The organism is Methylobacterium sp. NMS14P, assembly GCF_028583545.1.
Taxonomy (GTDB): domain Bacteria; phylum Pseudomonadota; class Alphaproteobacteria; order Rhizobiales; family Beijerinckiaceae; genus Methylobacterium.
Genome location: NZ_CP087106.1, coordinates 3,551,982 through 3,575,216, shown reverse-complemented (window position 1 = coordinate 3,575,216; position 23,235 = coordinate 3,551,982). Strand labels below are relative to the sequence as shown.

The 23,235-nt window shown below is 71.8% G+C and carries 29 protein-coding genes; 15 read left to right on the top strand and 14 right to left on the bottom strand.

The genetic code is table 11. The annotated features are described in order from the left end of the window. Window positions 1-36 precede the first annotated feature (36 nt). The 3 genes from LOK46_RS17170 (at window position 37) to LOK46_RS17160 (ending at window position 2,443) form a co-directional block, all read left to right on the top strand. Complete coding sequence (locus LOK46_RS17170) at window positions 37-867, top strand: alpha/beta hydrolase (RefSeq protein WP_273559097.1); 831 nt, start codon at window positions 37-39, stop codon at window positions 865-867. A 15-nt stretch (window positions 868-882) separates the two neighbouring features. Then, window positions 883-1,257 carry a restriction endonuclease gene (locus LOK46_RS17165; protein ID WP_273559095.1) on the top strand — a complete coding sequence of 125 codons (375 nt, stop codon included), beginning with the start codon at window positions 883-885 and terminating at the stop codon, window positions 1,255-1,257. Window positions 1,258-1,372: 115 nt separating this feature from the next. Beyond that, the gene (locus LOK46_RS17160) at window positions 1,373-2,443 is read left to right on the top strand and encodes an acyltransferase family protein (RefSeq protein WP_273559094.1); all 1,071 of its coding nucleotides are present in this window, start codon (window positions 1,373-1,375) and stop codon (window positions 2,441-2,443) included. A 6-nt stretch (window positions 2,444-2,449) separates the two neighbouring features. Here LOK46_RS17160 and LOK46_RS17155 read toward each other — a convergent pair whose 3' ends face one another. Both LOK46_RS17155 and LOK46_RS17150 read right to left on the bottom strand, forming a co-directional pair. Then, on the bottom strand, window positions 2,450-2,695 hold the full coding sequence (locus LOK46_RS17155) for a pilus assembly protein PilZ (RefSeq protein ID WP_273559093.1): 246 nt from the start codon (window positions 2,693-2,695) through the stop codon (window positions 2,450-2,452). 100 nt (window positions 2,696-2,795) lie between these two features. Continuing rightward, complete coding sequence (locus LOK46_RS17150) at window positions 2,796-3,314, bottom strand: hypothetical protein (protein ID WP_273559091.1); 519 nt, start codon at window positions 3,312-3,314, stop codon at window positions 2,796-2,798. Window positions 3,315-3,498: 184 nt separating this feature from the next. Here LOK46_RS17150 and LOK46_RS17145 point away from each other — a divergent pair, with 184 nt between their 5' ends. Further along, on the top strand, window positions 3,499-3,870 hold the full coding sequence (locus tag LOK46_RS17145) for an ATP-dependent helicase (protein ID WP_273559090.1): 372 nt from the start codon (window positions 3,499-3,501) through the stop codon (window positions 3,868-3,870). A 37-nt stretch (window positions 3,871-3,907) separates the two neighbouring features. On the opposite strand, the gene LOK46_RS17140 is transcribed toward LOK46_RS17145, so the two are convergent. After that, complete coding sequence (locus tag LOK46_RS17140; RefSeq protein ID WP_273559088.1) at window positions 3,908-4,624, bottom strand: YoaK family protein; 717 nt, start codon at window positions 4,622-4,624, stop codon at window positions 3,908-3,910. A gap of 4 nt (window positions 4,625-4,628) precedes the next feature. Beyond that, window positions 4,629-4,847 (bottom strand): hypothetical protein, encoded by a 219-nt coding sequence (locus LOK46_RS17135; protein WP_273559086.1) that lies wholly within the window; start codon window positions 4,845-4,847, stop codon window positions 4,629-4,631. A gap of 96 nt (window positions 4,848-4,943) precedes the next feature. Here LOK46_RS17135 and LOK46_RS17130 point away from each other — a divergent pair, with 96 nt between their 5' ends. The 3 genes from LOK46_RS17130 to LOK46_RS17120 all read left to right on the top strand — a co-directional run bounded on the left by LOK46_RS17130 (window position 4,944) and on the right by LOK46_RS17120 (window position 10,087). Next, window positions 4,944-5,813 carry a LysR family transcriptional regulator gene (locus LOK46_RS17130; protein WP_273559085.1) on the top strand — a complete coding sequence of 290 codons (870 nt, stop codon included), beginning with the start codon at window positions 4,944-4,946 and terminating at the stop codon, window positions 5,811-5,813. Between the two features lie 253 nt (window positions 5,814-6,066). Continuing rightward, window positions 6,067-8,253, top strand: coding sequence for a transglycosylase domain-containing protein (locus LOK46_RS17125; protein WP_273559083.1), 2,187 nt, complete (start codon window positions 6,067-6,069; stop codon window positions 8,251-8,253). A gap of 283 nt (window positions 8,254-8,536) precedes the next feature. Further along, the gene (locus LOK46_RS17120; protein WP_273559081.1) at window positions 8,537-10,087 is read left to right on the top strand and encodes a GGDEF domain-containing protein; all 1,551 of its coding nucleotides are present in this window, start codon (window positions 8,537-8,539) and stop codon (window positions 10,085-10,087) included. A gap of 13 nt (window positions 10,088-10,100) precedes the next feature. Here the strand turns inward: LOK46_RS17120 and LOK46_RS17115 are convergent, their stop codons facing one another. Then, on the bottom strand, window positions 10,101-10,940 hold the full coding sequence (locus LOK46_RS17115) for an aldo/keto reductase (protein ID WP_273559079.1): 840 nt from the start codon (window positions 10,938-10,940) through the stop codon (window positions 10,101-10,103). A 297-nt stretch (window positions 10,941-11,237) separates the two neighbouring features. On the opposite strand from LOK46_RS17115, the gene LOK46_RS17110 reads away from it, so the two are divergent. Genes LOK46_RS17110 through LOK46_RS17100 form a run of 3 tightly spaced genes read left to right on the top strand, consistent with a single transcriptional unit; the run spans window position 11,238 to window position 13,020 of the window. Then, the gene (locus tag LOK46_RS17110; RefSeq protein ID WP_273559077.1) at window positions 11,238-12,311 is read left to right on the top strand and encodes an adenylate/guanylate cyclase domain-containing protein; all 1,074 of its coding nucleotides are present in this window, start codon (window positions 11,238-11,240) and stop codon (window positions 12,309-12,311) included. Beyond that, window positions 12,311-12,514: a hypothetical protein gene (locus tag LOK46_RS17105; RefSeq protein WP_273559075.1), complete on the top strand. Its 204-nt coding sequence runs from the start codon at window positions 12,311-12,313 to the stop codon at window positions 12,512-12,514. The genes LOK46_RS17110 and LOK46_RS17105 overlap by 1 nt, the downstream gene beginning before the upstream one ends. 26 nt (window positions 12,515-12,540) lie before the next feature. Further along, window positions 12,541-13,020: a YaiI/YqxD family protein gene (locus LOK46_RS17100; protein WP_273559073.1), complete on the top strand. Its 480-nt coding sequence runs from the start codon at window positions 12,541-12,543 to the stop codon at window positions 13,018-13,020. A 42-nt stretch (window positions 13,021-13,062) separates the two neighbouring features. Here LOK46_RS17100 and LOK46_RS17095 read toward each other — a convergent pair whose 3' ends face one another. The 7 genes from LOK46_RS17095 to LOK46_RS17065 all read right to left on the bottom strand — a co-directional run bounded on the left by LOK46_RS17095 (window position 13,063) and on the right by LOK46_RS17065 (window position 17,320). Further along, window positions 13,063-13,323 carry a BrnA antitoxin family protein gene (locus LOK46_RS17095; RefSeq protein ID WP_273559071.1) on the bottom strand — a complete coding sequence of 87 codons (261 nt, stop codon included), beginning with the start codon at window positions 13,321-13,323 and terminating at the stop codon, window positions 13,063-13,065. A gap of 6 nt (window positions 13,324-13,329) precedes the next feature. Next, a complete protein-coding gene (locus LOK46_RS17090; RefSeq protein ID WP_273559069.1) occupies window positions 13,330-13,647 on the bottom strand; it encodes a hypothetical protein in 318 nt (105 codons plus the stop codon). Window positions 13,648-13,946: 299 nt separating this feature from the next. Beyond that, window positions 13,947-14,939: a cell envelope integrity protein TolA gene (gene tolA / locus LOK46_RS17085; protein ID WP_273559067.1), complete on the bottom strand. Its 993-nt coding sequence runs from the start codon at window positions 14,937-14,939 to the stop codon at window positions 13,947-13,949. Between the two features lie 4 nt (window positions 14,940-14,943). Next, complete coding sequence (locus LOK46_RS17080) at window positions 14,944-15,420, bottom strand: ExbD/TolR family protein (RefSeq protein ID WP_273559065.1); 477 nt, start codon at window positions 15,418-15,420, stop codon at window positions 14,944-14,946. A 53-nt stretch (window positions 15,421-15,473) separates the two neighbouring features. Beyond that, a complete protein-coding gene (locus LOK46_RS17075) occupies window positions 15,474-16,163 on the bottom strand; it encodes a MotA/TolQ/ExbB proton channel family protein (protein ID WP_273559062.1) in 690 nt (229 codons plus the stop codon). A gap of 132 nt (window positions 16,164-16,295) precedes the next feature. Next, window positions 16,296-16,766: a Tat pathway signal protein gene (locus LOK46_RS17070; RefSeq protein WP_273559060.1), complete on the bottom strand. Its 471-nt coding sequence runs from the start codon at window positions 16,764-16,766 to the stop codon at window positions 16,296-16,298. A 74-nt stretch (window positions 16,767-16,840) separates the two neighbouring features. After that, window positions 16,841-17,320 (bottom strand): hypothetical protein, encoded by a 480-nt coding sequence (locus LOK46_RS17065; RefSeq protein ID WP_273559058.1) that lies wholly within the window; start codon window positions 17,318-17,320, stop codon window positions 16,841-16,843. Between the two features lie 419 nt (window positions 17,321-17,739). On the opposite strand from LOK46_RS17065, the gene LOK46_RS17060 reads away from it, so the two are divergent. Both LOK46_RS17060 and LOK46_RS17055 read left to right on the top strand, forming a co-directional pair. Further along, window positions 17,740-18,168, top strand: coding sequence for an Hsp20 family protein (locus LOK46_RS17060; protein ID WP_012320108.1), 429 nt, complete (start codon window positions 17,740-17,742; stop codon window positions 18,166-18,168). 101 nt (window positions 18,169-18,269) lie between these two features. Further along, window positions 18,270-18,554, top strand: a complete 285-nt coding sequence (locus LOK46_RS17055; protein ID WP_273559055.1) for a DUF1150 domain-containing protein — start codon at window positions 18,270-18,272, stop codon at window positions 18,552-18,554. Window positions 18,555-18,575: 21 nt separating this feature from the next. On the opposite strand, the gene LOK46_RS17050 is transcribed toward LOK46_RS17055, so the two are convergent. Next, on the bottom strand, window positions 18,576-19,343 hold the full coding sequence (locus LOK46_RS17050) for an alpha/beta hydrolase (protein WP_273559053.1): 768 nt from the start codon (window positions 19,341-19,343) through the stop codon (window positions 18,576-18,578). Window positions 19,344-19,450: 107 nt separating this feature from the next. Here LOK46_RS17050 and LOK46_RS17045 point away from each other — a divergent pair, with 107 nt between their 5' ends. The 3 genes from LOK46_RS17045 to LOK46_RS17035 all read left to right on the top strand — a co-directional run bounded on the left by LOK46_RS17045 (window position 19,451) and on the right by LOK46_RS17035 (window position 22,358). After that, the gene (locus tag LOK46_RS17045; protein WP_273559051.1) at window positions 19,451-20,737 is read left to right on the top strand and encodes a glycosyltransferase family 4 protein; all 1,287 of its coding nucleotides are present in this window, start codon (window positions 19,451-19,453) and stop codon (window positions 20,735-20,737) included. A gap of 209 nt (window positions 20,738-20,946) precedes the next feature. Then, a complete protein-coding gene (gene infC, locus LOK46_RS17040) occupies window positions 20,947-21,468 on the top strand; it encodes a translation initiation factor IF-3 (protein WP_020092802.1) in 522 nt (173 codons plus the stop codon). A 104-nt stretch (window positions 21,469-21,572) separates the two neighbouring features. Next, entirely contained in the window at window positions 21,573-22,358 is a 786-nt protein-coding gene (locus tag LOK46_RS17035; RefSeq protein WP_273559046.1) for a HesA/MoeB/ThiF family protein, read from the top strand. On the opposite strand, the gene LOK46_RS17030 is transcribed toward LOK46_RS17035, so the two are convergent. Further along, complete coding sequence (locus LOK46_RS17030) at window positions 22,347-23,228, bottom strand: DUF1186 domain-containing protein (protein ID WP_273559044.1); 882 nt, start codon at window positions 23,226-23,228, stop codon at window positions 22,347-22,349. The genes LOK46_RS17035 and LOK46_RS17030 overlap by 12 nt on opposite strands. Window positions 23,229-23,235: the final 7 nt, after the last annotated feature.

The following is a 23,235-nucleotide window of genomic DNA, read 5'->3' as shown; positions in this document are numbered from 1 at the left end:
ACCGTTCGTCCGAACGCACCCGTTCTCCCGCACCGCATGCGTCTCCTCGCCGGCCTCCTGCTCGCCGCGCTCCTCCTCTGCGGGCTGGCCTGCGCCGCACTCGCGCTCGGGCAGCGCCGGTTCCTCTATCCGGGCGCCTTCGGGCCGCAGAACCCGTGGACGACCCCGCCCGGCCTCGCGGCAATCACGGTCGCGACGCCCGACGGCGAGACTCTGCACGGCCTGTGGCGGCCGCCGCGGCCGGGCTGCGGCGTCGTCGTGAGCTTCCACGGCAACGGGTCGCGCCCCGAGCCGCACGCGGCCCGCTTCGCCGCGGAGCCCTGGCGGGCGCGCGGCTGGGGCGTGCTGACTTTGGCCTATCGCGGCTACCCCGGCTCGACCGGGAGTCCGAGCGAGGACGGGCTGATCCGCGACGGGCTGGCGGCGGTGGAGGCCGCGCGGGCGCGGGCGCCCGGCGCGCCGATCCTGCTCCACGGCCATTCCCTCGGGGCCGCCGTGGCCGTGGCCGTCGCCCAGCGGGAGCCGGCAATCGGGCTGTACCTGGAGGCGCCCTTCGACTCGATGAGCCACACCGTGCGGCTGCATGTCCCGCTAGCCCCGATCTGGCTCCTGCGCGACACGTACCGCTCGGACCTGCGCATCCGCGGTGGCACGGCGCCGGTGCTGATCGTGCAGGGCCGCGACGACACGGTGGTGCCGGCCAAGCTGGCGCGGAACCTCGCCGAGGCGGCCGGTCCGCGGGCGCGGATCGACGTGATCCCGGGGGACCACGTCTCCATCCTGGGCAGCCGGGATCGCGAGGCCGAGACGCTGTTCGGACCCCGCGTCGGTTCGGCCTGCCCGCAGCCGGTGGAACAGCAGGGGTAGGAGAGGGAGGCTCGCGTGGTCGGACGGCGCTCGCAGCGCTGGAGCGCCGAGGATCCGGACGCGCCGGGCGTCCCGGGCCTGCCGGACCCGGTCTGCCCCCTCTGCGAGCGCCCGATTCCGCGCCGCGCCCGCTCCAGCCTCCATCATCTCACGCCGAAGCTGAAGGGCGGGACCCATCGCGGCACGGTCCGGCTGCACCAGATCTGCCACTCGGCGATCCATGCCCGCTACAGTGAGGCGGAGATCGCCAAACGCCTCGCCGACGTCGAGGCCCTGCGCGCCGATCCGGAGATCGCGCGCTTCCTCGTCTGGGTCCGCGGCAAGCCCGACGATTTCCACGCCGCCACGCGCATGACCCGCGACCGGCGGTCGGCGCGGCGCAACACCTGACATCTGACCGGCCGGATTTACCGCGCGTTCGTCACATCCGCAGGTGGCGGCCGCCCCGTTCCTTGCCGTCAACCCGAACCGGTCCAGGATCGCGCCGATCGCGAGGGGTGGGTCGATGGCCGGGGTCGGGGATACGGGGGATCGGCTCGCCTGGGTCGATATCGCCAAGGGGATCTGCATCCTCCTGGTCGTCATGATGCACTCGGTCATCGGCACCGGCGAGGCCATGGGCGGCGAGGGCTTCCTCCACCCGGTCGTCGCCTTCGCGAAGCCGTTCCGGATCCCGGATTTCTTCCTGCTCTCCGGCCTGTTCGTGGGACGGGTCATCGACCGCGACTGGCGCCTGTTCTCCGACCGCCGGGTCGTCCACTTCGCCTACTTCTACCTGCTCTGGCTGGTGATCCAGTCGGCCGCCAAGTACGGCAAGATCGTCGGCGATGCCGGCCCCGCGGCCTTCGCGGCGCACCTCGCCCACGCGCTGATCGAGCCCTATTCCACCCTCTGGTTCATCTACCTTCTGGCGGTGTTCTCGGTGGTCACGAAGGCCCTGCGCCGCGTGCCCGGCGGCGTGCTCCTCGCCGGCGCCGCCCTGCTGCAGATCGCCGACATCCGCAGCGACGCGACCCTGATCGAGGAGTTCTGCGCCCGCTACGTCTACTTCGTCGCGGGCTACCTGTTCGCCGGGCGGATCGTCGCGCTCGCCGACGCGGCGCGCCGCCGCGTCCCCCTCGCCCTGTTCGGCCTCGCCGCCTGGGCGCTCCTGGAGGGCTGGCTCGCGCTGACCCCGTCCGGCCTGCCGGACCACCCGACCCTCGCCAGCCTGCCGCTGCTGAGCCTCGCCCTCGGCGCGGCCGGTGCCCTCGCGATCGTGGTGGCGGCCGCCCTGATCGGCCGCGCCGGCGGCCCGGTTGCCGAGGCGATCCGGACCTGCGGCCAGCGCTCGATCGTGATCTACCTCGCCTTCTCGCTGCCGATGGCGGCGACCCGGGAGATCCTTGTGCGCACCGGCGCGATCACCGATATCGGCCTCGCGAGCCTGACGGTCATGGCGGTGGCGGTGGTCCTGCCGCTGGTGCTGGAGCGGCTGGTCCGCGGGACGGCGCTCGACCTGCTGTTCGTGCGGCCGCGCCGGTTCCGGCTGGTCGGGTCCGGGCCTAAGCCGCGCCCGGCCCTGCAGGCGACCTGAGGGGCCTCAGCCGTCGAAGGCGATGCCGATCCGCCGGCTGCGCCGCCACGCCACGGTGGCCAAGCGCGGTTCGGTGCCCGCGCTGACACGAAGCGCGAAGCGGTCCGGCACGGCCTGATCGTCCTCGACCTCGATCTGCGCGCCGACCTCGGTGGCGTCCCAGACCAGGCAGCTCACCTCGCCGCCGTCGAGCAGCACGGCGCCGAACGTGAAGGCGTTCTTCCGGAAGGTGCCGCGGCGATTCTCCGTCATCAGCTCCTCCGTCCGGTTTCGCGGCTCCGCGGAGCCGGACGATGCCGGATCGCGGTTAACAGGGCAAATACGTTCCCGTGCCTGCCCTGCTCAACCGAGATCAGTACTCGTCGGGATCACCGCGGTAGCGGCGCGGCCCCGGCCCGTAATCGTCGTCGTAGGGGCGGCGCGGCGGCGGGCGGTCGTAGTCGCGGCGGTCGCGGTAGGCGTCCCGCCGGTCGTCGTAGCCGTCATTCCGGTAGCCGCCCCCGCCGCCGTAGGCACCCCCGCCGCCACCGCCGTAGCCACCGCCGCCGTAGCCCCCGCCGCCGTAGCCTCCGCCACCGCCCGCGTTGATCCGCGGAGCGAACCAGCAGCTCTTCGCCTGGCCCGGTGCCGGATCGCCGAAGGTCTGGGTATTGCAGGGCACGACGCCACCCTGCGGAAACGGCCGGCCGTTCGTCCGGCCGGGCACGCCGTAATAGACGTTGGTGGGGTAGGGCATCCGGCAGACGCCGCCCTCCTGCGCGCAGCCGACCAGGTTCACCGTGTCCAGCTGATAGGCCTGGACCGGGGCGGGTGCCACCGCGCCGCCTCCCAGCGTGATGGCCCCGAAGGCCAGAGCGATCCGGATCTGCACGTGCCCGATTCCCCCGTCGTTTGCGGTGTGCGTGCCGAATAATCCGGTCGGCGGCTTCCGGCCAGCGGCCGCGCTCGCTATGGCGTCGCACGAGGATGCGCGCCGGCCGGTCCGCGGCCGGCGCGACGGCGATCGGGTGGAACGACCCGTCGGCGGACGGGAGGCGGCGCCTCGGGAGGCCTTGATGAGGGATGCGTCCGCGCAGGAGCTTCTGCTGCTCAGCGCGCTGCAGGAATGCCGGATCCAGCTCGACGCGGCGCGCAAGGACGAGGCGGCCCGCGTCGCCGTCCGGGGCGAGCTCGAGGCCGCGCTCCGCCGCGAGGCCGCTCTCGCGGCGGCGATCGTGGAGGAGCGTGAGCGGACGGAGGCCGTCCGCCTCGTGCTTCAGGCACTGGTGATGAGCGTCCGCCGGTTCGGCCTGCGCCGGCGCCTGTTCCGGGCGCGCATCGCCCGGCTCGGCCGCGAGACCCCGGATTCCGGCCCGCAGGCGGAGCGCCACTCCGTGCTGCTCGCCGAGGCCCGCCGGGTGCTCGGCGGGTCGTCCGCCGAACCGTGACGCCGGTCGCCGCCTGACCGCCTCGGGGCGCCGCTCCTCACGGCGCGCCGCCGGCCTCGCCGGGCGCCGCGGCCAAGATGATCAGGGCCACCAGAATGCCGAGCGGCAGGACGATGCTGCCGAAGGCGAGATGCGCGATCCCGAAGGCTCCGCACAACGCGCCCGCGGCGAAGGCCGCGATCGCCGGCAGCACGCGCAGGAAACGCTTCCGGGTCTGATCGCGCTGCTCGCCGCTCCCCAGGGCGAGGTCGGTCGCGTCGATGACGGCTTGGCTGACACTCACGGTCATGACCGTCGTGGGTGCGAGATGGCCGAGGGACAGGCGGCCGACGGCGTTCTGCAGGCCCATGGCCGCGACCGCGAGCATGCCGACGGCGATGGAGGCGGCGCCATCCGCCCCGCCGAGAGGCGACCACACGGTGCCGCACAGGCCGAACCCCGCGAGCAGCGCCACCTCGACGGCGAGGAGCCAGGGCAGGGGGTCGGAACCCCGCCGCTCCAGCAGCAAGGCCAGAACCCGCGCCGCCGCCACCGCCCCGACGAAGACGGGCAGCGCCAGGAGCTTGGCCAGCACGCCGCTGGAGCTCGCGATCAGCTCGGCGCCGATCAGGACGAAGTTGCCGGTGACGTGGGCGGTGAAGAGGCCGGTCAGGGCGATGAAGGCCGCCGCATCGACGAAGCCGGCGACGAACGCCAGGGCCGCGCCCGCGGAGGGGCCGTTCCCCAGAGTCTGCGAACGCGCGGGACGGGTCATCGTCTCACTCGGCGAACGGTGTCGCCATCGTGCCGACCGGCATCCGCGGGTTGGCGAAGTAGTCCGGCCAGCGATCGCAGAGGTACAGGATCACGACCAACACGGTGGCGGTCGCCAGCAGGGAGGCGAGCACCTCCGTGACCTGTACGGCCCACCGGCCGAGCGTCGGGATCGCCACGAGGCCACCGACGAAGAGGGTGGTCATGATCACGGGTGCGGACATCGGACGAGGCTTCGCGGTGCGGCTCTGAGACGGGTCTGTCTCGAATCCTAACGCGGCGCTGGCCCGCGGCGTTACCGATATCGGTTATCATGAACCATGATAGGCAACCTGAACGTCGAGCTGCTGCGCTCGTTCCTGGCCGTCGTCGAGAGTAGCAGCTTCACGGCCGCGGCCCAGGCGCTCGGGCTCCGGCAATCCACCGTGAGCGGGCACATCGCGCGGCTCGAACACGCTCTCGGTCGCGCGCTCCTGACGCGGGACACGCACCGGGTCGCCCCAACGCCTGACGGCCAGGCCATGATCGGCTTCGCCCGCGATGTGGTCGACGCGCAGGACCGGCTGCGCGCCTTCTTCTCGCCGGGTGGCCTGCGCGGCCGCATCCGGCTCGGCGTCTCCGAGGACTACACCCTGTCGGCCCTGGCGCAGGTCCTGGCCCGCTTCGCCGCTCGGCACGACGCGGTCGATCTCCAGATCACGGTCGGGCTGAGCCGCGCCCTCTACCAGGGCTACGATTCGGGCGAGTTCGACGTGATCTTCTGCAAGCGTCGGCGCGGCGATCCGCGCGGAACCCTGACCTGGACCGAGGACCTGACCTGGGCGGGCAGGCCCGGCTTCGTCCCGGATCCGGCCAAGCCCTTGCCTCTGGTGCTCTACCCGCCGCCCTCGATGACCCGCACCCTGGCGCTCGACGCCCTCGAGGCGGTGGGCCGGTCCTGGCGGGTGGCCTGCACCAGCGGCAGCCTGATGGGCCTGCGGGCCGCCGTCGAGGCGGGCCTAGGCATTGCGCCGCACTCGGCCAAGGTCATGCCGCCGGGCCTCGCCGCGATCCCCGAGGCGGTCGGCCTGCCTCCGCTCGGCACGGTCGAGTTCGTCGTGCTCGGCCCGGGCCGCCACCACGTGGCAGCGACCGCGTTGCAGGAAGCGATCCTGGCGAGCACGGGCGAGCTTCAGGGCGCCGCGCACTAGCGCGGCGCCGTGCCGAGGCGCGGCGTCCGGTTTCGATCCGACCGGTCCGGCGCGGTCCTTAACGGAATGGCCAGCCTTTTTCCGCACCGTACCGCGAAGCGGTCACAAACGGTTACGACAAGGATGTCCGGCTGTGCCGGCTCCCGTGTCAATTCCGGACGGGGCGCGAAACCGCCGCATTTGGCGTGCGGAGACCGTCCTCCGGCGCGCCTCACAGACGCGCGTCGTGGCGGAACATTCGAAGACGGGATGCATGGCCAAGGGTCGGGGCAGGATTGAGCCGAACTTCGACGTGCCCGAGGGGCGCGCGCGGGATCGCGGCGAACTCGACCTGCGCCTGACCCGGGAGGACCGTCCCGGGGCAGGAGACGGCGTGGCGAAGCGATCGGGCGGCGGGGCGCGGCAGCCGAACAAGGCGCCGACACGGACCACGGGGCGGGCGAAGGCCTCGGGTCGCGGCCGACGCCGGCGCTCCTGGCTCGGCCGCATCGTCTACGGCGCCGTCGTCCTCGGCCTGTGGGGGGTGATCGGGCTCGCCGGGCTCATCGCCTATCACGCCTCGCAGCTGCCGCCGATCGACCAGCTCGCGGTGCCGAAGCGGCCGCCCAACATCGCCATCCTGGCGAGCGACGGCTCCCTGCTCGCCAATCGCGGCGAGACCGGCGGCCGGGTCGTGTCGATCAAGGAGCTGCCGCCCTACCTGCCGCGCGCCTTCGTGGCGATCGAGGACCGGCGCTTCTACCAGCATTTCGGCGTCGATCCGGTCGGCATCGTGCGCGCCATCGGCCAGAACCTGACCCGGCGCGGCGTCGCGCAGGGCGGCTCGACCCTGACCCAGCAGCTCGCCAAGAACCTGTTCCTGACGCCGGAGCGCTCGGCCTCTCGCAAGATCCAGGAGGCGATCCTCGCGCTCTGGCTCGAGCACAAGTACACCAAGGACGAGATCCTCGAACTCTACCTGAACCGCGTCTATTTCGGCGCCGGCGCCTACGGCGTCGAGGCGGCGGCGCAGCGCTATTTCGGCAAGCCCGCCAAGGAGGTGAGCCTCGCGCAGGCCGCGATGCTCGGCGGGCTCGTGCAGGCGCCCTCGCGTCTCGCCCCCAACCGCAACCTCCCGGCCGCCCAGGCCCGCGCCGCCCAGGTGCTCGCCGCCATGCAGGAGCTGGGCTTCGCGGCGGCCCAGGACGTGAAGGTGGCGCTCGCCCAGCCGGCGAAGCCTGCCAACGCCCGCGGCGGCGGATCGGCCAACTACGTCGCCGATCTCGTGATGGACGTGCTCGACGATTACGTCGGCAAGTTCGACACCGACATCACGGTCCAGACCACCGTCGATCCGAGTCTCCAGGCGGCGGCCGAGAAGGCGCTCACCGACGAGCTCAACGCCAAGGGCACGCGCTTCAACGTCAGCCAAGGGGCGCTGGTCTCGATGCGGCCCGACGGCGCCATCCGCGCCCTGATCGGCGGCCGCGACTACGCGCAGAGCCAGTTCAACCGGGCCACGACCGCCAAGCGTCAACCCGGCTCCTCGTTCAAGCCCTTCGTGTACCTCGCGGCCGTGGAGCACGGTGCCACGCCCGACACGGTCCGGGAGGACGCGCCGATCCGGATCGGCAACTGGGCGCCGGAGAACTACTCCCACCGCTACGAGGGTCCCGTCACCCTGCGGACGGCGCTCGCCCAGTCGCTCAACACCGTCGCGGTGCGCCTCGGCCAGGAGGTCGGGCCGAAGACCGTGGTCCAGACCGCGCAGCGGCTCGGCATCACCTCGCCGCTCCAGGCCAACGGCTCCATCGCCCTCGGCACGTCCGAAGTCACGCTCCTGGAGATGGTCGGCGCCTACGGGGCCTTCGCCAACGGCGGCATCGGCGTGATCCCCTACGTGGTCACCGCCGTGAAGAGCCAGGACGGGAAGGTCCTCTACAAGCGCTCCGACAACGGTCTGGGTCGGGTCATCGACGCCAATGCCGACGGCATGATGAATGCCATGATGCACGAGACCTTCGTCAGCGGCACCGGCAAGAAGGCCGACATCCCGGGCTGGGACCTCGCGGGCAAGAGCGGCACCACCCAGGATTACCGCGACGCGTGGTTCATGGGCTTCTCGGGCAGCCTCGTGACCGGGGTCTGGCTCGGCAACGACGATGGCGAGCTCACCAAGAAGGTCACCGGCGGCAACCTGCCGGCGGAGATCTGGAAGACCTACATGACCCAGGCCCTGAAGGGGCAGACGCCCGTCCCGCTCCCGGGCCTCAACCGCTGGCGCCGGCAGCCGGAGACGACCGCCTCGGTGGCGAGCGCCGCCCCGACCGGCCCGGGCGGGCTCCTCGGTCAGATCCTCGGCGAGCCGGAGGCGCCGGCGCCGCGTCAAGCCGCGCCGGCGCGGCGCGCCCAGAAGGACGACCGCAACTTCATCGAGAAGCTGTTCGGCATCGGCGACTGACGCGCCGCGTTCCGCGGGAGGCACGCGTCGGCGCGCGTCACGGGCAGGAGGCGGCCCGCGACGCGCATCGTCCTGTAGCTGCCGACGATGGCGGGGTTCCGGTCCCTGACGGGCGCGCGGCGCCAGCACTTACAGGCGCACTGGCCTGTATTTGTATTAGCAGCGATTTGGCGCTTCTTAATGCTGCTAATGACCCCTTTTTCAATCTTCACCGACTTAAGATCGGGTCAGCAGCAAGTCCGTCAACCGCAATGGCGCGGCCGGCGGCAGCCCGATCGAGCCCATGCTCCTGCGCGCGACCGCCACAGCGATCCGAGCCCATCTCGACGATCGCGCCTCGCGCCTGATCGCGGCGGGCGGCACTTGCCTGCTGCTCTGCCTGACGCTGCTCGGCGTGTATCTGTGCCTCGATCTGCGCGACGTCGCTTGGCACAACGCGCGCCGCAACGCGTCGAACCTTCTGGCGGTGATCGAGGAGGGTGTTGGCCACAGCCTGCGGGTCTACGACCTCTCGCTGCAGAACTCCGCACGGCTCGCGAGCCGGGCCGACATCGCGGCCCTGGATCCGGACATCCGGCGCCTAGCGCTGTTCGACACCGCGGTGGCGGGATCCGGCCTCGGTCCGATCGCCATCACGGACGCGGCCGGCGACGTCCGGCTGACGAGCGATCGAACCCTGCAGAACCGACCCAACTTGGCGTCGCTGCCGGAATTCGAGATCCATCGCGCGAATCCCGATGCGGGCCTGATCCTGGCCGGACCGACCGAGTCCCGCCTGACCGGGGAGCAGATCATCCGATTGACCCGGCGGATCCGCACGCCGGACGGCTCATTCGCCGGAATGGTCGCGGGATCGATCAAGCTCGCGCATTTCCAGGCCCTGTTCGAGCGTCTGCACTTCGACGACGGCATCGCCCTGAACGTCTTTCATCGGGACGGAACGCTCCTGATCCGGGCGCCGGCACGGCCGCAGGCGCTCGGCCAGAGCATCAGCGCGAGCCCCGGCTACAAGATGTACCGTGCCAAGCCGCGCGGGGAGTTCCAGGGGCGCTCCTTCCTGGACGGCGTCGAGCGGGTCTACAGCTTCGCCGACCTCGACGACCTGCCGCTGATCGTGACCGTGGCGACGGATGTCGACAGTATCCGCGCCGTCTGGATCTACAAGGCGGCGATCGTCGGCGTCCTGATCCTGTGCCTCTGCGTGCTCTCCTTCGGCCTGACAGTCCTGCTGCACCGGGAGGTCGGGCGACACGTGGCCGCCGAGGCCTCCACCCGCGAGGCCAACGCCGCGCTCGCCGTGCTCGCCCGGACCGACGGCCTGACCGGTCTGCCGAACCGGCGCAGCTACGACGAGCACTTCGCCCTGGAGTGGAAGCGGGCCGCCCAGCTCCGGACGCCTCTGGCGCTCATGATCGTCGATGCCGACCACTTCAAGCAGTTCAACGACCGCTTCGGTCACCAGCGCGGCGACGAGGTGCTGAGGGCGGTGGCGGATTGCCTGCAGCGGACCCTCGACACCGCTGGACTCAGCTTCCGGATCGGCGGCGAGGAGTTCGTCGCCCTGCTGCCGGGCCTCGACGCGACGGCCGCCAGCGTGGCGGCGGAGCGCATCCGCCGCGCCGTGGTGAACCTCCGCATCCCCCACGCTCCGGAGGTCGGGGGCAGCGCCACGGTCAGCATCGGCATCGCCAGCGCCGACCCGGGCGGTGGCGATCCGCCCGAAGGCCTGTTCACGGCGGCGGACGCGGCCCTCTACGCGGCCAAGAAGGCCGGTCGCAACCGCGTTCGCGCCGCCGCGCCGGTGGATCCGGTGACCCTGGCGCTGCGGGCCTGAGCCGGCCCTTGGATCAGAGCATCGGCAGCATCCGGGGGCGCGGTCCCCGCGGGAAATGCGCGTCGATCAGGGCGATCTCGGCCGCGCCCAGGTGCAGGTCCGCCGCGCCGGCATTCTCGATGGCCCGGTCCGGGCGACCGGTCTTGGGGATCGTGAACGTGCCCGGCAGCCGGGTCAGGTAGGCGAGGGCCACCGCGTAGGGCGTCGTGCCGTGATTCTGCGCGATGCCCGCCAGCACGCGGCCGCCGGCGCTGGCCGGATCGGGGAAGTCGCCGCTGCCGAAGGGCGAGTAGCCGACCATCGCGACGCCGTGCTTCTCGCACCAGGGCAGCACGGCGTGCTCGATGGCCCGCTCGTTCAGGTGGTAGAGGACCTGATTGCACGCGATCCGGTCCGGCCCCGCGATGGCGAGGGCGCGATCGAGATCCTCGACGTCGAAGTTGCTGACGCCCCAGGACAGGATCTTGCCTGCCCGGCGCAGGTCCTCGAAGCCCGCGATCGTCTCCTCCAGCGGGTGCTGGCCCGGCCAGTGCAGCAGGTAGCAGTCCAGCCGATCCGTGCGCAGGCGGCGGAGCGAGGCCTCGCAGGCCCGCGCGACGCCCCGGCGCGTCGCGTTGCCCGGCACCACCTTCGAGACGAGGAACACCTCCTCGCGGCAATCCGCGGCGGCGGCGGCGACGATCGCCTCGGCGTCGCCGTACATCTCAGCGGTGTCGATATGGGTCATGCCGGCGTCGATCCCGGCCCGCAGTGCCCGGATCGCGTCCGTCCGGTCCGAACTGTCGATGTGCCACGTGCCCTGGCCGATCACCGGCACAGAGACGCGCGTCGCGCCGAAGCTCCTGGCGTACATGGCAGCGCTCCCTCTTCGCTGTCACAGGGGTTGCAGGCGGCGGTCCGGTCGTGTCCCGGGCCGCCGGCGTATCACGGCTCGTCCGCGCAACAACCCGGCACGCCTTACTCGCGCCATCTTGGGGCGTTGAGCAATGGCATGCGGCCACCCGCGGCGCTAAACTTTAGGCCCAGGCCCGAAGTGAGGCGGTGCGGGCTTGCCGAGCCTGCGCTGCCCCGCGCAGCGCCGCCGCGCAGGGCCACTCGACACCCGGACCCACCGCACGGTCCGTCGGCTGGCCATGCTGGAGATGCCTCGATGCTGCCGGCTCACCGGATATTCTGGGGTCTGATCCTGCTGGCGGCGGCCGGCGCGGGGTTGCTCTACAACATCATCTTCGCGGCCGGCGCCTCGCCCCTCGCCGGATTCACCTACGGCCTCTGCATGGGCGCCACAGTGCTGGCGTTCGACCGCGGGCTGATCCTCGCCGGCCTGCAAGCGCGGATCCGCCGGCTGCCGGCCTGGCTCTACGTGCTGGCCGCGGAACTCGCCTACGTGCTGATGATCATGGCGGGGAACGCGCTGGGCGGGCTGGTCGTCTGGGCGTTCGCCCTGACACCGGACGACCTCACGACCGCGACCCGCATGACCGCGCGGGTCCTGGCCTACGCCCTGGCCGTGTCGGGCCTGCTGGTCTTCGTCATACGGATGCGCGACCTGATCGGCGGCGAGGTGTTCGTGAACTTCATGATCGGCCGCTACCACAAGCCGGTTGCGGAGGAGCGGGTCTTCCTGTTCCTCGACGTCGTCGGCTCCACGGCCTTCGCGGAGACCCACGGCGACCTGCGAGCCCAGGAATACCTCAGCGCCGTGTTCGCGACGCTCGCCGAGCCGGTGCGGCGCAACGGCGGCTCGGTCGACGACTACATCGGCGATCTCGCCATGGTGACGTGGCCGATTGCCCGCGGCCTGAAGGACGCGCGCTGCGTGACCTGCGTGTTCGAGGTGCTCGACCGGATCGAGGCGGACGCCGAGGCCTGGACCGCGCGGTTCGGCACGGTCCCGCGGCTGCGGGCGGCGCTGCACGGCGGCTCGGTGGTCACGGCCGAAGTCGGGGTCGACCGCCACAAGATCGCGTATTTCGGCGACGCCGTGAACGTGACGTCGCGGATCGAGGCCCTGTGCCGCCCACTCGGCGTCGGCATCCTGATCTCGCAGGATCTCCTCAACCGCCTGCCGCGCCTGCCGGCCGGGGTGCGCGCGCGCTCCCTCGGCGCCCACGCGCTTCGCGGCCGCGGTGCGCCACTCTCCGTCGCGACCCTGGAGCGCGGTCCCGCCGAGACCGCGCCCGTGGCGGATCTGTCGCCCCGACGCGCCGCGGTCGCCCGCTGATGGCCGGGACGCGCACCGGGCGGGCCAACGCCCTGATCGCCGTGAAGATGGCGCTGCGCTTCGGGCTGCCGCTGATCGGGCTCGTCGTCTTCGGCCGCGCCATCGTGCTGTCGGTCGGCGGCGATATCGAGCACGGGCAGTTCGCCTTGGGCGTGCTCCTGATCCTGGCGGGCTTCACCTCGAAGCTGGTGCCTCGCCCTTGAGTGCCTCGCTCACGAGTGACCCGCCCATGAGTGCCGCGCCGCGCCCGCCGATCTACCTCGACGCCGATGCGTGCCCGGTCAAGGACGAGACCTACCGGGTCGCCGAACGCTACGGCCTGACCGTCCACGTCGTCGCCAACAGCGTCCTGAACCTGCCGCGCGAGCCCTGGATCGAGCGGGTGGTCGTCGGCCCGGAACTCGACGCCGCCGACGACTGGATCGCCGCGCGGGCCGGACCCGGGAGCATCGTGCTCACCGCCGACGTCCCGCTGGCCGCGCGCTGCGTTAAGGCCGGCGCCACGGTCCTGGCATTCACCGGCAAACCGTTCAGCGAGGCCGGGATCGGTCTCGCCCTCGCCACGCGCGACCTGATGCAATCGTTGCGCGAGGCCGGCACCATCACGGGCGGGCCGAAGCCCTTCTCGCGCGCCGACCGGTCGGCCTTCCTGTCCGCCCTCGACCGGGCGGTGAACCGGATCCTGCGCGAGCGGCCGAAGCCGGTCTGAGCGGCCGGCCCCGGGTCGAAGGCTCCTCGCGCGTGGGACGGCTCAGGCCTCGGCGGCCGGGACGAGGGCCTTGAGCGCCTCGTTGATGCGGTCCTGCCAGCCCGGCCCGTCCTTCTGGAAATGCGCGAGCACGGCGCTGTCGAGGCGCAGGCTCACCACTTCCCGCGAGCCCGGGATCGCCGCCGGCCGCGGTACCGCCTGCGGCGGCGGGGCAGCGGGCTTCGGGCTCGTGGCGGCCCGGAACGCCGCCTCGGCTGCCGCGCGCGGGTCGGTGAAGCGGCGGCGATTGCGGTCTTCGGCCATCGACCTCTAGCCCTTCGCGGACGACTTCTTCGGCGCGGCCTTCTTCGCGCTGCTCTTCGCGGCCGCCTTGGCTTCCTTCTCCGCCGCCTTGGCCTGCGCGTCCGCGGCCTCCTTGGCGAGCCGGAGCGAGCGCAGCCGCACGGTCCGCTCGTCCATCGCCTTGATGGCCGCGTGATGCTCCGCCATCGCCTGGGCGCCCTCGCGAGCCATGCGTTCCGCCCGTTCCGCGCGCTCGGCGCGGTTCTCGGCGCGGGTCTTGGCTTCCGCCTCCGCGTCGCGGGTGGCATTCACCTCGTCGAGGTCGTACTCAGTGTCGTCGCTCATCCTGTCCCTTTCACCCCGGCTCGACGGATCCGACCCGGCGCAGCCTGCGCGGGACGGGGTCTGAGCGGGTCCGGCCTGTTCTGACGGGCGGAGGGCGAGGCCGGATCGGCGCCCTCCCGCATCGCCGTCAGGCGCGCGGGGAGGGCAGGTTCACGAAGGCTTTAGCATGCCCGCGCGGCCGATGGCGAATCCGGATCGCCGGCCGGGACTGACGGCGCACACTATTCGTATGCGTCCGCTGGACGATCCGGCCCGGGCCCATGTTCAGCCGAGAGGAACTGGGCCCGATCGTCGCTCGATCAGCGCACGCGGAAGTTGAGCGGAATGGAGATCGAGAGGCTCGACTGCGTCACGCCGGATGGCGCGGCCGGCATGGAGCCGCGCACCGCCGCGAGGGCCGCGCTATCGATCTGGCCGACCCCGCTGGATCGGGCCACGCCCGCACCCGTCACCTGGCCCGAGCGCATCACGGTGAACCGAACCACTGCGGTCCCGCCGCCGGTGCCGACGGCCGCGTTCACGTTCATCCGGCTGTGGATCGCCGCGCTGATCGCGCCCTGCCACTGCCGCATGGCGCTCGGGTCGTTGCCCGCGGCGGCCCGCCCGGCCGCGTTCTCGCGCGAGGCCGACGCCGAACTCCGCTCGGCGCCCGCCCGGGCTTTGGCCTCGCGCGCCTTGGCCTCGCGCGCCGCCTTGGCCTTGGCCTCGCGGATCTCCTCCAGGCGCTCTTGCCGCGCCTCCTCGCGCTTCTGCTCGCGGAGCTTCTCCTCCCGGACCTTGCGCAGCTTGGCTTCCCGTTCCGCCTTCAGCTTGGCCGGATCGGGCGTCGGCTTCGGCGGCTCCTCGGTCTTCGCGACCTCCGTGGGCGGCGGTGCCAGCGGCTCGGCGGCCTCCGACGCGGAGGTGATCACCTGGCTCTGCGCCTCCACGGGCTGAGCCTCTTGCGGCATCTCGACCGCCTGGGTGTCCTCCGGGTTCACCTCGGTCATCTCGGTCGGCGGCGGCTGGACGGCCTCGTCGGGCGGCGCGTCCACCGGCTTCGTCTCCGGCGGCGCCTCCTGGCTCATCTGCTGTTCCGCCGGGGCCTCGGTGGCCGCGTCGGTCATGAGCGGCGCAAGGTCGACGGTGATCTGCTGCTCGCCGGGCGGTGCCGGCGGAGACAGCCGCAGCAACATCACCGCGGCGAGCACGCAGGCGTGCAGGCCCAGAGCAACCAGGAAGGCGGCCAGCAGCCCGGACGGGCGGCGCTCACCGAGACCGGCCGGCATATCCGTCGACGTGTAGGTGCTCATCGGCTCAGCGCGCGGTCCCTGCGGGAGCGGCGGCGGGTGCGGCCGGAGCGGCGCCGCCGGGCGACTGCGCGATCAGCGACACCTTGGTGAAGCCCGCCTGCCCGACGAGCCCCATGACCTCCATGACCTTGCCGTAGGGCACGTCGCGGTCGCCGCGCACGAGGATGACCTGATCCTTGTCGGCGGCCGCCATCTCGCGCAGGCGCGGCACGATGCTCTCCATCGTGAACACCTCCTTGGCGATGGACGGGTTGCCGTCCTTGTCGACCGTCACCTCGGCGGGCTTCTTCGACTGCGCGACCTTGGGGGCCGCGGTCTTCGGCAGCTGGACCGGCACGCCGGTGGTCATCAGCGGCGCGGCGACCATGAAGATGATCAGCAGCACGAGCATCACGTCGACCATCGGGGTGACGTTGATGTCGGACATCGGCACGTCGTCGAGGTCGTCGTCGTCGTTCGCGCGAATGGATCCCATCGCCATGGGGCGTCTCCGGTACCTTTACGTTCGGCTCTCTGGGGGCGGGCGCGGCCGCTCTACTCGGCGGCCGCGCGGTGGGCGCCGGCGCGGTCGCGCGCGAGGCGGTTGCCCAGAACCGAGATGTAGGACGAGAAGGTGCTCTGGATGCCGCTCACGTCGCTCGCGAGCTTGTTGTAGGCCATCACCGCCGGGATCGCGACGACGAGACCGATCGCGGTCGCGAACAGGGCTTCCGCGATGCCCGGCGCCACCACGGCGAGCGAGGTGTCCTGGCTTCGGGCGATGGACGAGAACGAGTTCATGATGCCCCAGACGGTGCCGAACAGCCCGACGAACGGGGCCGTGGAGCCGGAGGTCGCCAGCAGCGACAGGCCGGTGCGCAGGCGCTTCACCTCGATGGCGAGGGCGCCCTTCATGGCCCGCTCGATGCGGTCGCGGCGCTCGGCCCGGGTCTCGGAGGAATCCTGATCGCGCCACGCGTCGATCGCCGCCTTCACCACGTGGCCGGCGATGCCGCGATGCTCGCCGTCGAGGCTGCCGCCGGAGCGGACCAGGTTCGCGAAGGCCTTGGCCTGGCGCCGCGCGGCGGCGAGCCGGATCACCTTCTCGAACACCACCGTCCAGCAGGCGATCGAGGCGATCACCAGCAGGATCATCACGCCCTTCACGATCGGGTCTGCCTGCAGGAACAGGCCGAGGAACGAGAAGTCGTGGGCCGCCTCGATCGGGGCTTGTGTCGGGTCCATCGCGGGCTCCTGGCGTCCTGGTCTCACGCGGCCTTGCGCCGCCATCGTCTCGGGGTGCGGCGAAAGCCGCAGGCCGCCCGGCGGCCCTCGCCGCCGGGCGGTTTGGTCTCGTCGACCGTCACACCACCCGCATCAGCGGTCGAACGGGAGGCCGGCCTTGCTGTCGGTCTCGGTCCGCTCGAGGCAGGCCTCGCGGCCGGAATCGCCGCCGTCGCAGGTCAGAACGTCGTTCAAGAGGACGCGTCCGACCTTGTTGCAGGCGATGCCGGGGAAATCGAAGATCTTCACGGTGGTCTTCTTCGGCGGCAGCGGCCCGAGCTCGACGGCCACGCGCTTCTGCGCGACGCCCTCGGGGTCGAAGGCGAACAGATCCACCTTGTAGGCCTTGAGGCCCGACCCCTTGTTGTCGATCACCATGGTGATCCGGCAGGCCTCACCGGCGGTCTCGACCTTGTTGAGCTGCAGCTTGATCGGCGCCTTCTCGGAGGCGTCCTGCGCCAGGGCCGACACGACGAGGAGCGCCGAGAGCGCGAAGCAGGCCGCCGTGTCGAGGGCGATGCGCCCGATCCGACGGCGGTACAGGGGAGCGCGCAGGGCAAGCACCGTGACAAGGTCCTCTTCGAGTTTGCGCCGTCCGGCGGCTGGCGCCGCGCGGAGCGGGGTGACGGGGAGTCGGATCAGTGCAGCACCGTCCCGGCGGGGCAGGTGGCCGGGGCGAGGCGCTCGGCCGCCGCCTCCAGCGGCCCGACCGCGGCGCGGACCGCCGCGACGAGGCGCGGCGCCGCGTCCTGGCCGGTGATCTCGGCCGCGGCCGCCTCTAGATCCGCCCAGAGTCGCTGCCGGCCCCGGTTGATCAGCTTCACCAGCGCGCATTCGTGGCCGGTCACGCGGCAGCAGCTCGCCGGCATGAACGACCAGTCACCGTCGCGTTCCGCGCGGAGCGCCCGGATGATCGCGACCACGCAGGCGACGAAGCGGCAGCCCTCCGTCGGGCCGAGCAACTGCTCGGCACCGTCGAAGGCCGCGTTCCAGCAGGCGACGTCGCTGGTCATGTAGCCGGCGGCCACGAAACGGGCCACCGACAGGGCCAGGATATCGGCCTCGTCGCCGCACACGTCGGCGACGCGCCGCATCGCCGCATGGTCCGACGGGGTCATGGGCGTGCTCACGGCTCCGGTGCCTCGCGTCGCGTAAAAAGATCGCGGCGATCAATCTCGAGACCGGGATCGTCGCCTGTCGCGGCAGTATCCAGGCCCGCCGTCCGGATCAAGGCCCGGACAGAAAATCAGAGCAGTTCCAAACTGTTAGAAGAAAGCGTGGCCGTTCCAGGCTTTGCCTATCGATCCCGCACATTTTTGCCGAAACATCCCGGATATGCGCGACGCGCGACCTTCCGACGAAACCCACCTCCTCCCTTGATGGCCCGGAAGGCCTTGGCCATATCTCGAAGTTGCCGGCGTCGTCGCGTCCGGCGGAGTGCTGCCTCGGGCGGGCTCCTGTCGACGAGGTGCTCAGGCATCCCGGGATTGCGGCAGATCCCGGGGTCGGAGGCTTCGCTTTCTGGATGATGGCCGCGATGACTCGATCCTCGCCCTTCGGGCACCCGTTCCTGCTCGGCTTCGACGAGATCGAGCAGGCCCTCGACCGGGTCTCCAAGGCCGCGAACGACGGCTACCCGCCCTACAACATCGAGCGTCTGCCCCGCACCGAGAGCGAGCCCGAGCGGCTGCGGATCACCCTGGCGGTGGCCGGCTTCACCCGCGATCAGCTGGACGTGATGTTGGAGGAGAGCCAGCTCGTCGTGCGCGGCCGGCAAGTCGACGAGCGCGAGCGGCACTTCCTCCACCGCGGCATCGCGGCGCGCCAGTTCCAGCGGGCCTTTCTGCTCGCGGACGGCATGGAGGTCCTCGGCGCCGACCTCGCCAACGGCCTCCTGTCGATCGACCTGGTCCGGCCGGAGCCGGACCGCATCGTGCGCAAGATCGATATCGGCGCCCGCGGCTGACGCCGACCGATTGATTGGCGGGCGCGGATCCCCACATCAAGGCGGAGCCGCCGGTGCCTTCAGGATCGGCGGTGGACGCTCTGCCACCCCAGGAGGGCTTTATGACCGATCTGAACCCGTCTCCTCTGACTCCGGCCGATCTCGATCCGGCCGAGTTCCAGCCCGCCGATCTCGCGGCGCTGGGCGAGGGGCACATCGCCTACGTCCGGCCGATCCGGTCCGACGAGGTCCGCCGCTTCTTCCCGCAGGCCCCCGAGCTGACGCCCGGCCTCGACCTGTTCGCCCTGCTGTCGGCGAGCGGCGCCCCGATCATGCTCGCGGACTCGCGGGACGTGGTCCTGGCCAACGCCGCCGCGCACGACCTGCAGCCCGTCAGCCTGCACTGACCGGCCCGACCGTGAGGCCGGTCAGGCGACCTCGGCCACCGCCGCCACGAGCCGCGCGATATCCCGCGGCCGCGACAGGCGGTGGTCGCCGTCGGCGATCAGTGTGAGCACGGTCCCCTCGGCCGGCAGACGGTCGATCGTCTTGAGGGCGTGTGTGTAGGGGACGTCGGTGTCCCGCATGCCCTGGAGGATGTGTACCGGGCAGGCCGGATCCACCGGGCCGCCCAGCATGCAGTGGCGGCGGCCGTCGTCGATGAGGGCCCGCGTGATCGGGTCCGGCTCAGGCGCGTAATCGCTGGGCTTCCTGAGGACGCCGTCGCGGATCAGCATCGCGCGGGCCGCCTCGCTGAGACGGTTCCAGATCAGCTCCTCCGTGAAGTCCAGCGCCGGCGCGATGAGCACCAGCCCAGCCGTTGCCTGCCCGCGGGCGACCCGGTCGCGGGCCGCTAGGCAAGCGATCCAGCCACCCATCGACGAGCCGACTAGGACCGGGGCCTCCGTCACGTACGCCGCGAGGACGGCCTGCGCGTCCTCGAGCCACCACGAGATGGTGCAGTCCGTGAAGGTGCCGCTCGAGGCGCCGTGCGCGGCGTAGTCGAACCGGACGAGCGCCCGGCCCGTCCGCGCGGCCCAGGCATCCAGCGCCGTCGCCTTGGTGGCGGTCATGTCGGAGCGAAACCCGCCGAGCCAGACCACGGGTGGCCCACCGCCCGCGCGCGCGCGCACGGCGATGCGGCGGGCGGCGTCACCCGCGCCGACGGTGAGGAACTCGGGGGCCGTATCCGTCATCGTTCTCTCCGATATCCCTGTCTCGACGTAGACGAAGTCCGGTCCTGAACGGTTCGGCTTCAACTCTCGTTTACCGGACCGTAAAGCCCGGCGGCGATGCTGGATCAATGGCAGCGAGCATTTGGCAGATACCGGCCGGGGGCCTGCGCGTCCTCGCCGAGGGCCCGCGGACGGGCGAGGGAACCCACGCCCTGTCGGGTTTCCCGGCGGAAGTCGGGGCGCTGGCGGGCGCCCGCATCCTGCAGATCATTCCCGAACTCGACGCGGGCGGCGCCGAGCGCACCGCGGTCGATGTCGCGGGCGGCCTCGCGGCCGTGGGCGCCCGCGCCCTGGTGGCGACGGAGGGCGGACGTCTCGTCGGCGAGTTGCAGGCCAAGGGCGGTCACTGGCTGCGATTCCCGGCCGCGTCGAAGAACCCGGCGTCGATGGCGGTGAACGTCCTGCGGCTGATGGCGCTCTGCCGCCGCGAGAAAGTGCAGATCATCCACGCCCGCTCCCGCGCGCCCGCCTGGGTCGCCCTCGGGGCGGCGCGCCGGCTCGGACTGCCGTTCGTCACGACCTATCACGGCAGCTATTCCGGCCGGACCGGCGTGAAGGTGCTCTACAACTCGGTGATGGCCCGCGGCGACGTGGTCATCGCCAACTCGCACTACACCGCGGACCTGATCCATAGGCTCCATGCCGAGCAGGCCGGCGACCGCGTGCGAGTGATCCACCGGGGCACGGACCTCGCCGTGTTCAACCCGGTGGCGGTCGGCGCCGCCCGGGTCGAGGCGCTGCGCCGGAGCTGGAACGTGGCGCCGCACGAGCGGGTGATCCTGCTGGCCGCCCGCCTCACCGCCTGGAAGGGCCATCGCGTGCTGATCGAGGCCGCCGCGCAGATGCGCGACCGCAGCGTTCCCGATCTGGCCGTGGTCCTGGCCGGAGATCCGCAGGGCCGCGCCGCCTACGAGCGCGAGCTCGACGCGCTGATCGCCGCGCGCGGCCTCGGGGGCATCGTCCGCCGGGTCGGGCACTGCACCGACATGCCGGCGGCCTTCCGCGCCGCCTCGGTGGTGGCGGTGCCGTCCGTGGAGCCCGAGGCCTTCGGGCGCTCGGCCGTGGAGGCGCAGGCGCTCGGCGCCCCGGTGGTCGTCTCGGATCTCGGCGCCGTGCCGGAAACGGTGCTGGCACCGCCCGAGACCCCCGCAAGCCAGCGCACCGGATGGCGCGTGCCGCCCGGCGACCCGGCCGCGCTCGCCGCCGCCCTCACCGAGGCGCTCTCCCTCGGCGCGAGCGCCCGCGACGCCCTCGGCCGGCGGAGCCGCGCGCATGTCGAGGCGCACTTCTCCCTCGAGCGGATGGTCGGCGACACTCTGGCGGTCTATGCCGGGCTGCTCGGCCGGTCGGCCTGACGGCTGCACCGGAGCCGGTCGCGAATCGCGACGCGGCGGCCGATTATTTCCGGCGCCGCGAGGGTAGCCGGTTGACTCTGGCCGCGGTTCCACCAACGTTGTATGTCCGGATGAGACCGGAGCGGCTGGCGGTCAGGAGATCCTCCTGAAAATCCGCCGTTTCGCCGTTGCAGCAGGAGACCTAAGCCATTCGTAGACCGATGAGAGCCATGCCGGCCCCGCAGAAGGACGGGCCGCGCGCCAACCGCGACATTCGCGGTGTGCGGGAAGTGCAGCTGATCGACGACACCGGGCAGAACCGCGGCGTCGTTCCCTTCTTCGACGCCCTCAATCTGGCCGAGGAGGCCGGTCTCGATCTCGTGGAGATCGCGCCGAACTCCGTGCCGCCCGTCTGCAAGCTGCTCGATTACGGGCGCTTCCGCTTCAACGAGCAGAAGAAGCAGAACGAGGCCCGCAAGCGGCAGAAGACCGTCGAGGTGAAGGAGATCAAGCTCCGTCCCGGCATCGACAAGCACGACTACGACACTAAGATGAAGTCGGTGCACCGCTTCTTCGAGGAGGGCGACAAGGTCAAGGTGACCCTGCGCTTCCGCGGTCGTGAGATGGCTCACCAGGATATCGGTCTGCGCCTCCTGGAGCGCGTGAAGAGCGAGACCGCCGAGATCGCCAAGGTCGAGAGCGAGCCGATGCTCGAAGGCCGGCAGATGATCATGATCCTCGCGCCGCGCTGAGCGGCCCGGATCCAGATACGCGAGACCCGCGCCGCCTCCTCACCGGGGCGGCGTTGTCTTTTTCAGCGCTTCCGATCGGCGGCGCCGCGGATTATGGGCAGCCCATGGCCCTCGTTCCCGATGAGATCGAACGTTACGCCCGCCACCTCGTCCTCGCCGAGGTCGGCGGCCCCGGTCAGGCCCGGATCAAGGCCGCCCGGATCCTCGTCGTCGGGGCGGGTGGCCTCGGCGCGCCGCTGATCCAGTACCTCGCCGCCGCCGGGATCGGCACGATCGGCCTCGTCGACGACGATACGGTCTCGCTCTCCAATCTCCAGCGGCAGGTGATCCACGGGACGCCGGATCTCGGTCGGCCGAAGGTCGAGAGCGCGGCCGACGCGGTGGCGCGCCTCAACCCGCACGTGACGGTCGTCCGGCACCCGTTCCGGATCGACCCGGACAACGCCGTCGACCTGATCGCCGGGTACGACCTCGTGGCGGACGGATCCGACAATTTCACCACGCGCTACGCCGTCTCCGACGCCTGCTTCCGCGCGCGCCGCCCGCTGGTCACGGCGGCGCTGGGCCGCTTCGACGGCACGCTGACCACGATCCGGGCGCACGAGACCGGGCCGGACGGGACCCCGAACCCGACCTACCGCTGCCTCTTCCCCAACCCGCCGCCGCCCGGCAGCGTGCCCGCCTGCGCGGAGGCCGGCGTGCTGGGCGCACTGGCCGGCGTCATGGGTTCGCTGATGGCCATGGAGGTGCTGCGCGCCGTGGCGGGCTTCGGCGAGCCCCTCGTCGGGCGCCTCCTGATGGTCGACGCCCGCGCCATGCGGTTCGAGACCTTGAGCTACGGCTGGGATCCCGAGAACCCGCTCAGCGGCAGCGGCGCCTCATCCGCCTAGGGGCACCGTCGGCATCCACGGCCCCTCCGCCTCCGCCTTGCCGAGACAGCACTTCTTGAACTTCTTGCCCGAGCCGCACGGGCAGGGATCGTTGCGGCCGACATCCTTGAACGGGTTGCGCTGCGGCTCGCCCGCACCCTCCTCGGCCCAGTCGAGGGCTTCGACCGGATCGTCGAGGTAGCCGTACTGGTAGGGGCCGAGCCGGTCCAGGTCGTCCGGTTTGGTCTCCGCCTTGCGCAGGGCCTCCTTGAACCAGTCGGCGTCGCTGACCTCGTCGGTCAGCCGTCCGTCGGCGCGGGCCGCGGCCGCGCGGGGCGCGAGGTCCCGGAAGCCGAGATGCGCGATCGTCTCCTCCCAGCCGACCCAGGCCGGACCGTCCTCCACGGCGGCCTGCGCGTCGTCGAACCGGACCAGCAGATCGTGCATCGCGGCCCGGTCGATCCGCCCCTCCAGCGTCAGGAAGGTGCAGGCGCACATCAGCGCCATGCGCGCGTGATCGTCCACTGTGCTGTCCAGGATCAGCCGGAACAGCGGCTGCGGCTCGCCGTCGAACAGGCTCGCCACGACCTTGGCGAGGGTCGCCGTGACGGCATCGCCGAGCACGGCGTCGAGGGTCTCCTCATCGTGCCGGAGCAGCCTGAGGAGCGGCGCGAGGGCGCGCGTGTCCCGGGCGTGGGCCATGACGTGCAGGCCCCAGAACAGGAGGTTCGTCTCCTCCGGCGCCAGCTCGCGCCCGTCGGCGGCCGCCTCCAGCAGCGGCAGCGTCGCATCCGCGATGGCGGACGGGTGGTTGAGGGCCTCCCGCAACGCCGCCTTCGGCCGGTACTCGGCCGCCGCGAGGTCGTCGATGAGCAGGGCGATCCGGTCCATGCGTTCC

Excerpts from the sequence above, each read along its gene's own strand:
- LOK46_RS17170 (WP_273559097.1), top strand. The coding sequence starts at position 37 with ATGCGTCTCCTCGCCGGCCTCCTGCTCGCCGCGCTCCTCCTCTGCGGG.
- LOK46_RS17160 (WP_273559094.1), top strand. The coding sequence starts at position 1,373 with ATGGCCGGGGTCGGGGATACGGGGGATCGGCTCGCCTGGGTCGATATC.
- LOK46_RS17155 (WP_273559093.1), bottom strand. The coding sequence starts at position 2,695 with ATGACGGAGAATCGCCGCGGCACCTTCCGGAAGAACGCCTTCACGTTC.
- LOK46_RS17145 (WP_273559090.1), top strand. The coding sequence starts at position 3,499 with ATGAGGGATGCGTCCGCGCAGGAGCTTCTGCTGCTCAGCGCGCTGCAG.
- LOK46_RS17140 (WP_273559088.1), bottom strand. The coding sequence starts at position 4,624 with ATGACCCGTCCCGCGCGTTCGCAGACTCTGGGGAACGGCCCCTCCGCG.
- LOK46_RS17135 (WP_273559086.1), bottom strand. The coding sequence starts at position 4,847 with ATGTCCGCACCCGTGATCATGACCACCCTCTTCGTCGGTGGCCTCGTG.
- LOK46_RS17130 (WP_273559085.1), top strand. The coding sequence starts at position 4,944 with ATGATAGGCAACCTGAACGTCGAGCTGCTGCGCTCGTTCCTGGCCGTC.
- LOK46_RS17125 (WP_273559083.1), top strand. The coding sequence starts at position 6,067 with ATGGCCAAGGGTCGGGGCAGGATTGAGCCGAACTTCGACGTGCCCGAG.
- LOK46_RS17120 (WP_273559081.1), top strand. The coding sequence starts at position 8,537 with ATGCTCCTGCGCGCGACCGCCACAGCGATCCGAGCCCATCTCGACGAT.
- LOK46_RS17115 (WP_273559079.1), bottom strand. The coding sequence starts at position 10,940 with ATGTACGCCAGGAGCTTCGGCGCGACGCGCGTCTCTGTGCCGGTGATC.
- LOK46_RS17110 (WP_273559077.1), top strand. The coding sequence starts at position 11,238 with ATGCTGCCGGCTCACCGGATATTCTGGGGTCTGATCCTGCTGGCGGCG.
- LOK46_RS17105 (WP_273559075.1), top strand. The coding sequence starts at position 12,311 with ATGGCCGGGACGCGCACCGGGCGGGCCAACGCCCTGATCGCCGTGAAG.
- LOK46_RS17100 (WP_273559073.1), top strand. The coding sequence starts at position 12,541 with ATGAGTGCCGCGCCGCGCCCGCCGATCTACCTCGACGCCGATGCGTGC.
- LOK46_RS17095 (WP_273559071.1), bottom strand. The coding sequence starts at position 13,323 with ATGGCCGAAGACCGCAATCGCCGCCGCTTCACCGACCCGCGCGCGGCA.
- LOK46_RS17090 (WP_273559069.1), bottom strand. The coding sequence starts at position 13,647 with ATGAGCGACGACACTGAGTACGACCTCGACGAGGTGAATGCCACCCGC.
- tolA (WP_273559067.1), bottom strand. The coding sequence starts at position 14,939 with ATGAGCACCTACACGTCGACGGATATGCCGGCCGGTCTCGGTGAGCGC.
- LOK46_RS17080 (WP_273559065.1), bottom strand. The coding sequence starts at position 15,420 with ATGGCGATGGGATCCATTCGCGCGAACGACGACGACGACCTCGACGAC.
- LOK46_RS17075 (WP_273559062.1), bottom strand. The coding sequence starts at position 16,163 with ATGGACCCGACACAAGCCCCGATCGAGGCGGCCCACGACTTCTCGTTC.
- LOK46_RS17065 (WP_273559058.1), bottom strand. The coding sequence starts at position 17,320 with ATGACCCCGTCGGACCATGCGGCGATGCGGCGCGTCGCCGACGTGTGC.
- LOK46_RS17060 (WP_012320108.1), top strand. The coding sequence starts at position 17,740 with ATGACTCGATCCTCGCCCTTCGGGCACCCGTTCCTGCTCGGCTTCGAC.
- LOK46_RS17055 (WP_273559055.1), top strand. The coding sequence starts at position 18,270 with ATGACCGATCTGAACCCGTCTCCTCTGACTCCGGCCGATCTCGATCCG.
- LOK46_RS17050 (WP_273559053.1), bottom strand. The coding sequence starts at position 19,343 with ATGACGGATACGGCCCCCGAGTTCCTCACCGTCGGCGCGGGTGACGCC.
- LOK46_RS17045 (WP_273559051.1), top strand. The coding sequence starts at position 19,451 with ATGGCAGCGAGCATTTGGCAGATACCGGCCGGGGGCCTGCGCGTCCTC.
- infC (WP_020092802.1), top strand. The coding sequence starts at position 20,947 with ATGCCGGCCCCGCAGAAGGACGGGCCGCGCGCCAACCGCGACATTCGC.
- LOK46_RS17035 (WP_273559046.1), top strand. The coding sequence starts at position 21,573 with ATGGCCCTCGTTCCCGATGAGATCGAACGTTACGCCCGCCACCTCGTC.
- LOK46_RS17030 (WP_273559044.1), bottom strand. The coding sequence starts at position 23,228 with ATGGACCGGATCGCCCTGCTCATCGACGACCTCGCGGCGGCCGAGTAC.